At 49.6% G+C, this 252-nt stretch carries 1 rRNA gene; it reads right to left on the bottom strand.

Going from position 1 to position 252, the window contains the following annotated elements:
• Positions 1 to 252 (bottom strand): 23S ribosomal RNA (locus C6382_RS23800); the annotation flags it as partial.

The raw sequence follows: 252 nt of genomic DNA, 5'->3' as shown, positions 1-252 counted from the left end.
GGTCTATACCCAGCGACTAAACGCGCTATTAACACTCGCTTTCGCTACGCCTCCCCTATTCGGTTAAGCTCGCCACTGAATATAAGTCGCTGACCCATTATACAAAAGGTACGCAGTCACCTAACAAGTAGGCTCCCACTGCTTGTACGCATACGGTTTCAGGATCTATTTCACTCCCCTCTCCGGGGTTCTTTTCGCCTTTCCCTCACGGTACTGGTTCACTATCGGTCAGTCAGTAGTATTTAGCCTTGG

The organism is Pseudomonas sp. BBP2017 (assembly GCF_003024385.1).
Lineage (GTDB): Bacteria > Pseudomonadota > Gammaproteobacteria > Pseudomonadales > Pseudomonadaceae > Aquipseudomonas.
The sequence above is the reverse complement of the archived record's forward strand: the minus strand, read 5'-3'. Positions and strand labels throughout refer to the sequence as shown.